We start from the raw sequence: 827 nt of genomic DNA on the forward strand, positions 1-827 counted from the left end.
TGCTGCTGTCCGACGGCGGGGAGAACAAGCCGTCCAATCCCAGCGACCCGCACGACGGGGTCTACACGGCGGCGCGGAGAACGTGCCGCTGGACGCCAACGCCCCGCAGGGGGCGTTCACCGCCGCCCGGGCCGCCAAGGCCGCGGGCGTGCAGATCTCGACCATCTCCTTCGGGACGCCGTACGGCACCGTCGAGTACGAGGGCGCCACCATCCCGGTTCCCGTAGACGACCAGACGCTGCAGAAGATCTGCGAGATCACCGACGGCCAGGCGTTCCATGCCGACAGCCTGGAGTCGCTGAAGAACGTCTACTCGACCCTGCAGCGCCAGATCGGGTACGAGACCGTCAAGGGCGACGCCAGCCTCGCGTGGATGCTGCTGGGGGCGGTCGCGTTGGCCGGCGCGATCCTGGCCGGCCTGTTCCTGAACCGCCGGCTGCCGTCCTGACGATCAGACCGGCAGCCGCCGGTTGATCAGCAGCGCCAGCGCCGTCGCGATCAAGGCGGTGATCACGCCCAGGCGCAGCCACCCGGCGCTGCCCGGCCCGGCCACGGTGCGATAGCCGATGTCCTTCTCGATGGCGTTGTAGCTCTTGTTGAGCTCGGCGATGTTGCTGGCGGTGTAGGACTGCCCGCCGGACAGCTTGGCGATCGTCTTCATCTGGTCCGTCGAAACCGGGACGGCCACGCGCTGCCCGTCCATCTCGATCTCGCCGGTCTTGGTGCCGAACGAGATCGTCGAGATGGGCACCCCCTCGTCCCGGGCCAGCCGCGCCGCCGTGTAGACCCCGTCGTGCGGGTCGCTGGGATTGGACGGCTTGTTCTCC

Annotated in this window: 2 pseudogenes; one reads left to right on the forward strand and one right to left on the reverse strand. The window is 69.2% G+C overall.

Annotated elements, in window-relative coordinates:
* Nucleotides 1–448, forward strand: a pseudogene (locus A9X05_RS25065) (hypothetical protein); the annotation flags it as partial.
* A gap of 3 nt (nt 449–451) precedes the next feature.
* On the opposite strand, the pseudogene A9X05_RS25070 reads toward A9X05_RS25065, so the two are convergent.
* Nucleotides 452–827 (reverse strand): annotated as a pseudogene (locus A9X05_RS25070) (hypothetical protein); the annotation flags it as partial.

The organism is Mycobacterium sp. E3298, from assembly GCF_001666895.1.
Classification (GTDB): domain Bacteria; phylum Actinomycetota; class Actinomycetes; order Mycobacteriales; family Mycobacteriaceae; genus Mycobacterium.